At 59.4% G+C, this 7,356-nt stretch carries 8 protein-coding genes; 6 read left to right on the plus strand and 2 right to left on the minus strand.

The window, feature by feature from the left end; translation table 11 throughout:
- Positions 1-260 precede the first annotated feature (260 nt).
- On the minus strand, positions 261-887 hold the full coding sequence (locus V7665_RS05175; RefSeq protein WP_335663474.1) for a hypothetical protein: 627 nt from the start codon (positions 885-887) through the stop codon (positions 261-263).
- Between the two features lie 127 nt (positions 888-1,014).
- Here V7665_RS05175 and serS point away from each other — a divergent pair, with 127 nt between their 5' ends.
- From serS to V7665_RS05200, 5 genes are all read left to right on the plus strand, one after another.
- Positions 1,015-2,295 carry a serine--tRNA ligase gene (gene serS, locus V7665_RS05180; RefSeq protein WP_335663475.1) on the plus strand — a complete coding sequence of 427 codons (1,281 nt, stop codon included), beginning with the start codon at positions 1,015-1,017 and terminating at the stop codon, positions 2,293-2,295.
- Entirely contained in the window at positions 2,295-3,059 is a 765-nt protein-coding gene (surE, locus tag V7665_RS05185) for a 5'/3'-nucleotidase SurE (RefSeq protein ID WP_335663481.1), read from the plus strand. The genes serS and surE overlap by 1 nt, the downstream gene beginning before the upstream one ends.
- 115 nt (positions 3,060-3,174) lie before the next feature.
- Positions 3,175-4,224, plus strand: coding sequence for a M23 family metallopeptidase (locus V7665_RS05190; RefSeq protein ID WP_335663476.1), 1,050 nt, complete (start codon positions 3,175-3,177; stop codon positions 4,222-4,224).
- A gap of 7 nt (positions 4,225-4,231) precedes the next feature.
- Positions 4,232-5,293, plus strand: a complete 1,062-nt coding sequence (locus V7665_RS05195) for a potassium channel family protein (RefSeq protein WP_335663477.1) — start codon at positions 4,232-4,234, stop codon at positions 5,291-5,293.
- Between the two features lie 76 nt (positions 5,294-5,369).
- The gene (locus tag V7665_RS05200; RefSeq protein WP_335663478.1) at positions 5,370-6,089 is read left to right on the plus strand and encodes an esterase/lipase family protein; all 720 of its coding nucleotides are present in this window, start codon (positions 5,370-5,372) and stop codon (positions 6,087-6,089) included.
- On the opposite strand, the gene V7665_RS05205 is transcribed toward V7665_RS05200, so the two are convergent.
- A complete protein-coding gene (locus tag V7665_RS05205) occupies positions 6,086-6,496 on the minus strand; it encodes a DUF1761 domain-containing protein (protein WP_335663479.1) in 411 nt (136 codons plus the stop codon). The genes V7665_RS05200 and V7665_RS05205 overlap by 4 nt on opposite strands.
- Before the next feature lie 239 nt (positions 6,497-6,735).
- On the opposite strand from V7665_RS05205, the gene V7665_RS05210 reads away from it, so the two are divergent.
- Positions 6,736-7,356, plus strand: a 621-nt coding sequence (locus V7665_RS05210) for a radical SAM protein (protein WP_335663480.1), incomplete at its 3' end; no start/stop codon positions are given.

Raw genomic sequence — 7,356 nt, forward strand, 5'->3', positions numbered from 1 at the left:
TTGGCAAAATTATGCGCCTGCACTTGCGGCGGGGCCTTGATTGGCGGCGGCGCGGTCCATGTTTCAGAAGCGCCAACAGCCCCTTATGTCAAGAAACTCTCCAAAAAAAATCCAGTTCGGGCCCGTACGGTCAGGAAGGGTGAGCCTGCCCGCAAGATAAAACGTACGCGGCGGACCGTAACCAAAACGGTGACGGCTTGCCAACCGACAGTGGTCACAATTGCTCAGACCCCAGCGCCACAAGCGATTCCTCTGCCTCCCTATATTCCACCCGCCCCGCCTATTAGTAGTAGTGGCGGCTCAATCCCGGTCGTGATTGGTGGCAGCGGCGGATATGGCGGCAGCAGCGGCGGCTTTTTCGGCGGCTTTTTCGGCGGTAGCTCCGGCGGCGGCAGTGTAGTAATTTCCTCGACCAGCAGCGGCGGATCAACAAGCACGTCTTCTGGTGGCAGCTCGACTAGCGGTGGCTCCACCAGCACGTCCACTGGCGGCAGCAGCTCTTCTTCGTCCAGCTCATCCAGCAGCTCCTCGAGCAGTTCATCCAGTTCTTCTGGATCCAGTGGCGGCAAACCGGACCACAGCTCCTCTGGTGGATATGGTTCCTCGGGTAGCACGGGCTCTTCTGGCAGTTCCGGTTCGTCTTCCTCGAGTTCGGGTGGCAGTTCCACCAGCAGTTCGTCGGGTGCGACGGGCGGTTCCTCAAGCTTTGGTGGCACGTCAAGCGGGTCTTCGAGCAGTTCCTCCAGCTCCAGTTCCTCGAGCAGCAGCTCCAGCTCTTCTTCAGGTGGCAGTACCGGCGGCTCAACCGGTGGTACGGATGTCCCGGCACCACCAGTTGTCCTGCTTTTCGGTGCAGCAGCAGCGGCCCTGTTTGCCCGTCGCCGCAAGTCGAAAAAACTAATTGCCGCCTAAGGCGCTCGAAGTAAAATCGTCCAAAAAGCGGCTGGAGTAATCTGGCCGCTTTTTTCTTTGCAGTCTTGCAAGTGAAACAGACGGTCGGCATAGGCGTTTGCTATGCATGATATAAAATATATTCGCGAAAATCCGGAAGAATTTGACGCTGCGCTAGCAAGGCGTGGGGTGGAAGCTGCGGCGCATAATATCCTGGCGCTGGATGAGCAGAGCCGCGCGTTGAAAACCCAGATGCAGGACGGTCAGGCGCGTCGCAACGAGGCGTCCAAGGCGATCGGGAAAGCCAAGAGCCAGGGTGACGAAGAAACGGCGCAGGCGTTGATGGCGGAAGTCGCCGAGCTGAAAAGCAAAATGCCCGAGATCGAAGAAAATGAACGGGAAGTTTCAGGCCGATTGCAGGATGTTCTGGCTGCGCTGCCGAATCTGCCGGCCGACGGCGTCCCGCCCGGCACAGATGAAGACGGTAATGTTGAGGTTGAACGCTGGGGCGAACCGCGTAACTTTGATTTTGATCCGAAAGAGCATAGCGATATCGGGCCGGCGCTGGGGCTGGATTTTGAAACGGCAGCGGCCATGTCCGGTTCGCGCTTTGCCTTCCTGCGTGGGCAGATGGCCCGGTTGCAGCGAGCGATCGGCCAATATATGCTCGATCAGCAGACGATGACAAATGGCTATCAGGAATGCGCGCCGCCGGTGCTGGTGCGCGAGCAAGCCATGTTTGGCACCGGTCAGCTCCCAAAGTTTTCCGAGGATTCGTTCCAGACTACCGATGGTCGCTGGTTGATTCCGACCGCAGAGGTCAGTCTGACCAACAGCGTAAGCGGGCAGATATTGGATGAAGCGCAACTACCGATCCGATTGACCGCACTTACCCCCTGTTTCCGCAGCGAAGCTGGCTCTGCCGGCAAGGATACGAAAGGTCTGATCCGTCAGCACCAGTTTGAGAAAGTTGAAATGGTGACGATCTGCCATCCTGACAACAGTGATGCCGAACATCTGCGGATGACCGAAGCCGCGGAATCGATCCTCAAGGCGCTGGAACTGCCCTATCGCAAAATGCTGCTGTGCGCGGGAGACATGGGCGCTACGGCTCGTAAAACATATGATCTGGAAGTCTGGCTTCCGGGGCAGAACACCTATCGCGAGATTTCGAGCGTTTCGACCTGCGGCGACTATCAGGCGCGGCGGATGAATGCTCGTTTCCGGCCCGAGGGCGAAGAAAAGGGGACAAGATTTGTCCACACGCTGAACGGTTCGGGGCTTGCCGTGGGTCGTACATTGGTGGCGGTGCTCGAAAATTATCAGCAGGCGGATGGTTCGGTCACAATTCCGCCGGCATTGCTGCCCTATATGGGTGGCATCGACAAACTGGAGCCAACGTGATGCGGATACTGCTGACCAATGATGATGGTTTTGATGCGCCGGGGATGAAAATCCTGCTCGATATCGCATCGCATTTTTCCAACGATATCTGGATTGTTGCGCCGTCCGACGAGAATTCGGGCGCTGGCCACTCGCTGACAATCACTCGGCCACTGCGCATCCGCAAGCGGGGCGACCAGCAATATTCAGTTGATGGTACACCAACCGACAGCGTGATGATGGCGGTCGCCAAGATCATGAAAGACGGCCCGCCCGACCTGATCCTGTCCGGCGTTAATCGCGGTGCAAATCTGGGCGAAGATGTCACCTATTCGGGCACGGTGTCGGCTGCGATGGAAGGTGCTTTGGCGGGAATCCCGTCGATCGCGCTCAGTCAGGCCTATGCGCGGGGAGATATGGGTGCTGATGTGCCGTTTGATGCCGCTGTGCAATGGGGTGAACGCGTGCTGCGGCCTCTGATCAAGGAACGGATGGATCACCGAACGCTGGTAAACATCAACTTTCCGGCGCTCCCGGCGAGCGAAGTAAAGGGCGTGCAGGTCGTATCGCAGGGCATCCGCGACTATGGCCGGTTGCAGATCGTCAGTAACCGCGATCCGCGCGGTTTTGAATATCACTGGTTCGGTCTTGGACCGATGGTGGAAACGCCGGCGCATAGCACCGATCTGGAAGCGATCGCCGACGGCTTTGTCTCGATCACACCGCTCCACCTGGATCTTACCCATTATGATTCTATGGACGGTCTGAAGAAACTTTACCGCTGATCACGAGCCGCTACGCTCGTGAATATGCTATGTTTTGGTCAGCGGGGCTGGCAAGCTGCGCTTTTGCTGCTATTAGCAATCCCGTGAGGGGAAGAGTTGGTTAATGGGGTCATATATGCGTCATATTGCGATCCTGATATTGCTCATGGCTGTCACCGCCTGCATCCCTCCGGGCCACGATGACTATGCCCCGCCGGCAGCTCAGCCTCAGTTGCGTGCCGACCCTTTGGTTCTCAGCACAGCACCCGAGCAGGCGCCGCCTTCGACTTGGCAAGCACGCCCCGTCACGGCCAATGCCCAACGGGTGGAATCAGGCACATATATCGTGCAGCCTGGGGACACGTTGCGCGGGATTGCCAACAAGACTGGCGCGGGATCGCAAGTCATTGCGTCGGCCAACGGATTGGTTGATCCCTATGTCATACATCCCGGCCAGCGACTGAAAATAACCGGCGGGCGCTATCACGCGGTCAATGCGGGTGAGACCGGCATCGCGATCGCCCGTGCCTATGGCGCGCCATGGCGCGAAGTGGTGGCCTTGAACGCACTGGAAGAACCCTATATTTTGCGTGTGGGTCAGAAGCTGCTGCTGCCTGCCACCGCACCCAGCGATCCGGCCAGTTTGAGTATAGAACAACGCGCCGCCGCCTTTGATCTGGAGATTGACGATATTGTTACTGGCAGCCAGCCAGCACTGGCCGATGGTGCGGCCGCTAGAGAGCCCTCCGATTGGCGGAAAGCCATAACGCCCAATGCAACGATCGCGACACCGGTGGGCTTCTCCGGACGGTTCCAGTGGCCGGTGGATGGCAAAGTCATTTCCAATTTTGGCAGCAAAGGAGGCGGCAAGGTCAATGATGGCCTTAACATTGGCGTCCCCAGCGGCACGCCAATCCGCGCATCGGCCGACGGGGTGATCGCCTATAGCGGGGACGAAATCGGCGTATTCGGTGGGCTGATATTGATCAACCATGGGTCCGGCTGGGTCACCGCTTATGGTCATGCCGACAAGCTTAATGTGACACGCGGCCAGAAGGTCAAGGCGGGCGAGGTTATCGGCCTCGCCGGTGAAAGCGGCTATGTGCAGGAACCGCAACTGCATTTCGAAATCCGCAAGGATCGCAAGCCGGTCGATCCGAACATCCATCTGCCGAAACGCGGCTGAACCGGCCATGGCAGGCAGCAGCAACCGTAAAATTTCCGACTATTTTACCCTCCGGCGGCGTTCAAGCCTTCCGGTCTGGGCCGATATTGCATGGCGGGTCACGTTCGTTCTCGCGCTCATCGGCATGGCCGTGGCGGTGCATTATTTCGACCGCAATGGCCTGCAGGACAGCTATGACGGTGATGTCAGCTTTCTGGACGTTATCTATTTCACGATGATCTCGATTACCACCACCGGCTATGGCGACATCGCTCCGGTCACTGAACGGGCGCGGATGTTTGATGCCCTGGTTGTGACTCCTATTCGCATCTTCGTCGTGTTAATCTTTGTCGGCACGGCCTATAATTTTGTTTTCAAACGAACCTGGGACAATTGGCGCATGAAACTGATTCAAAGCAATTTGCATGACCATATCGTGATCGCCGGCTTTGGCACGAGCGGCAGTGAAGCTGTGCAGGAGCTGCTCGCGCGCGGCACCAACCCGGAAGAAATTGTCGTGATTGATTCGTCTGATGATGCCTTGGCGCAAGCTGAGAAGCTCGGCTGCGCGGTGATCAATGGTGATGCTACGCGCGACAATGCGCTGATGAATGTCAAAATATCGCGGGCCCGTTCGATGATTGTGTCGGCCGGGCGCGATGACACCAGCATATTGATCGTGCTTACCGCCCGGCATCTCGCCTATCATTTGCCGATCAGCGTATCGATCAAGGCGGCGGACAATGAACTGCTGGCGCGGCAGGCCGGGGCGACGACGGTCATCAATCCGGTCAGCTTTGCCGGGCTGCTGCTCGCCGGCAGTTGCGAAGGGGCCAAGATTTCCGACTATCTCAGCGATCTTGCTTCCGCCACCGGCCGGGTGAAACTGGTCCAGCGGTCGGTGACCGAGGACGAAGTCGGGATGGCGATGAGCGAGGTTGTCGGCTCGGGCCTTGGCGTGCGGATCTATCGCGGTGATGCGGTATTCGGTTTCTGGGAAGAGGAAGCGAGCATGCTGGAGGCTGGCGATATCATTGTCGAGATCATGCCGGGCAACGGGGCGGAGAAACGGTCAACGGCAAACGCCTGATTTGGCCTGTTCCATGGTTCATGTTGCACCCGCGAGATAGACTGCTATTCTGGTGGCTCGTTGATGGAGCTTGCTGATGGCCGACCCGATACCGATGCCCACCGGGCTTAGCCCACCCCACAGACTGGCGCAGCTGGGCGAATTGTCGCTGCCGCTCGACCTGCTCCGCTTCGGCCTGCAATGGCCACGGCTGGTCACGGCACCGCGCGGCGATGGCCGGCCGGTCTATCTGATCCCCGGCTATGGCGGCAGCGAATTGTCGATGCGCCCGCTGGAAGCCTTTCTGGGGCGGATCAACTATGATGTCGCCGACTGGTCGCTCGGCCGCAACCGGGGTTCGGTCGACCGCGATGTCGACCGTTTTACCGCGGTCGCCGAAGCCCGGTTCGCGGAGAATGGCGGACAGGCGTTCACCCTGATCGGCTGGTCGCTGGGCGGCATCATCGCCCGCGAAACCGCCCGGCAATCGCCGCATCTGGTGCGCGAGCTGATCACCATGGGCACGCCGATCATCGGCGGTCCCAAATATACCACGCCGGGCCAGCGCTACGCCAAATCCGCCAATATCAAGCTCGACCAGTTCGAGCGCGACGTCCATGAGCGCAACAGCATCGGCTTCGATCAGCCGCTGACCGTGCTCTATTCCAATCGCGACGGCATCGTCGGCCCCGATGTTGCGCGGGACATCTACAATCCGCAGGCGCGCAATATCCGCGTCGATGGCGGGCATCTTGGCCTTGGCTTCAACCCCAGGGTCTGGCGGATCATCGCCGATACGCTCGCCGGAGCAGCCTAGCCAAACCAGGCGTGGACCACGCCCATCGCCGTATAGAAGAGCAGCCAGTAGCCGGCGTCGACGAAGAACAGCGTCTTGTTCTTTTGCGAGAACAGATAGTTGGTGCCGATCGCCGGAACGATGAAGCCGAGCGCGATGCCAAAGGCGGTCAGCACCTTGGTGGCAAAATCGAGATCGATCGCATAGGTCGCGAAGGTATGGGCCAGCGTCCACGAGGCGACCAGGCTGAAGGCGAAGGCGCCGCCGTAAATCTTGCCCATGCTGCCCTCTTTGATCTGCTCCTCGGTCAGGCCGACCGCGCCCATCCATGTCTTGCCCATCACCGGCCCGTACCAGATGCCGCCGACCAGAAAGCCGGCCAGCGCGGCGACAACCACTGCGATCCAGTTAACATCGAATATGTTCATGTGATCCTCCTCCTGATTTTTTCCGGTCTTCGCCGGGGTCGTTTGCATAGCGAAATCGGGCGGTTTCGGCAATTGGGGCGGAGTCGAATGGCGGCTGCCTGCACCTCGCGATCAGGGTGAAGCGAGCGATGGTTCCGGGATGGCCCCCGGCCTGCGCCGGGGCACGAAGCGGGCGAACAACGCCATGACAACGATCTTTTGATGACTCGCCTGCAAAACACGCCTAAAGGCCGCGCCATATGGCAACCCAAATTCCTTCTCCGCCCAAAGTGGGCATGGTATCGCTCGGCTGTCCCAAGGCATTGGTCGACAGCGAACGGATTCTGACGCAGCTGCGCTCGGACGGCTATGATCTGTCGCCGGATTATGCCGGCGCCGACGTTGTGCTGGTCAACACCTGCGGTTTCCTTGACAGCGCCAAGGAGGAGAGCCTGGAGGCGATTGGCGAAGCGATGGCCGAGAATGGCCGGGTGATCGTTACCGGCTGCATGGGCAATGAAGCCGACCTGATCATGAAGCGCTTCCCCGATGTGCTCGCCGTCACCGGCGCGCATCAATACGAAGACGTGGTCACTGCGGTCCACGCTGCGGCCCCGGCGGCGCGCGGTGCGTTCGTCGATCTCGTTCCCGAAGCGGGCCTCAAGCTCACGCCGCGCCATTACAGCTATCTCAAGATCAGCGAAGGCTGCAACCATCGCTGTTCCTTCTGCATCATCCCGAGCCTGCGCGGCGACCTTGTGTCCCGCCGTCCCGATGCGATCCTGCGCGAAGCGGAGAAGCTGGTCGAGGCGGGCACCAAGGAACTGCTGGTGATCAGCCAGGATACTTCTGCTTACGGCGTCGATATCCGCCATCAATCC

Origin of the sequence: Parasphingorhabdus sp., assembly GCF_036964675.1 — a bacterium.
Lineage (GTDB): Bacteria > Pseudomonadota > Alphaproteobacteria > Sphingomonadales > Sphingomonadaceae > Parasphingorhabdus.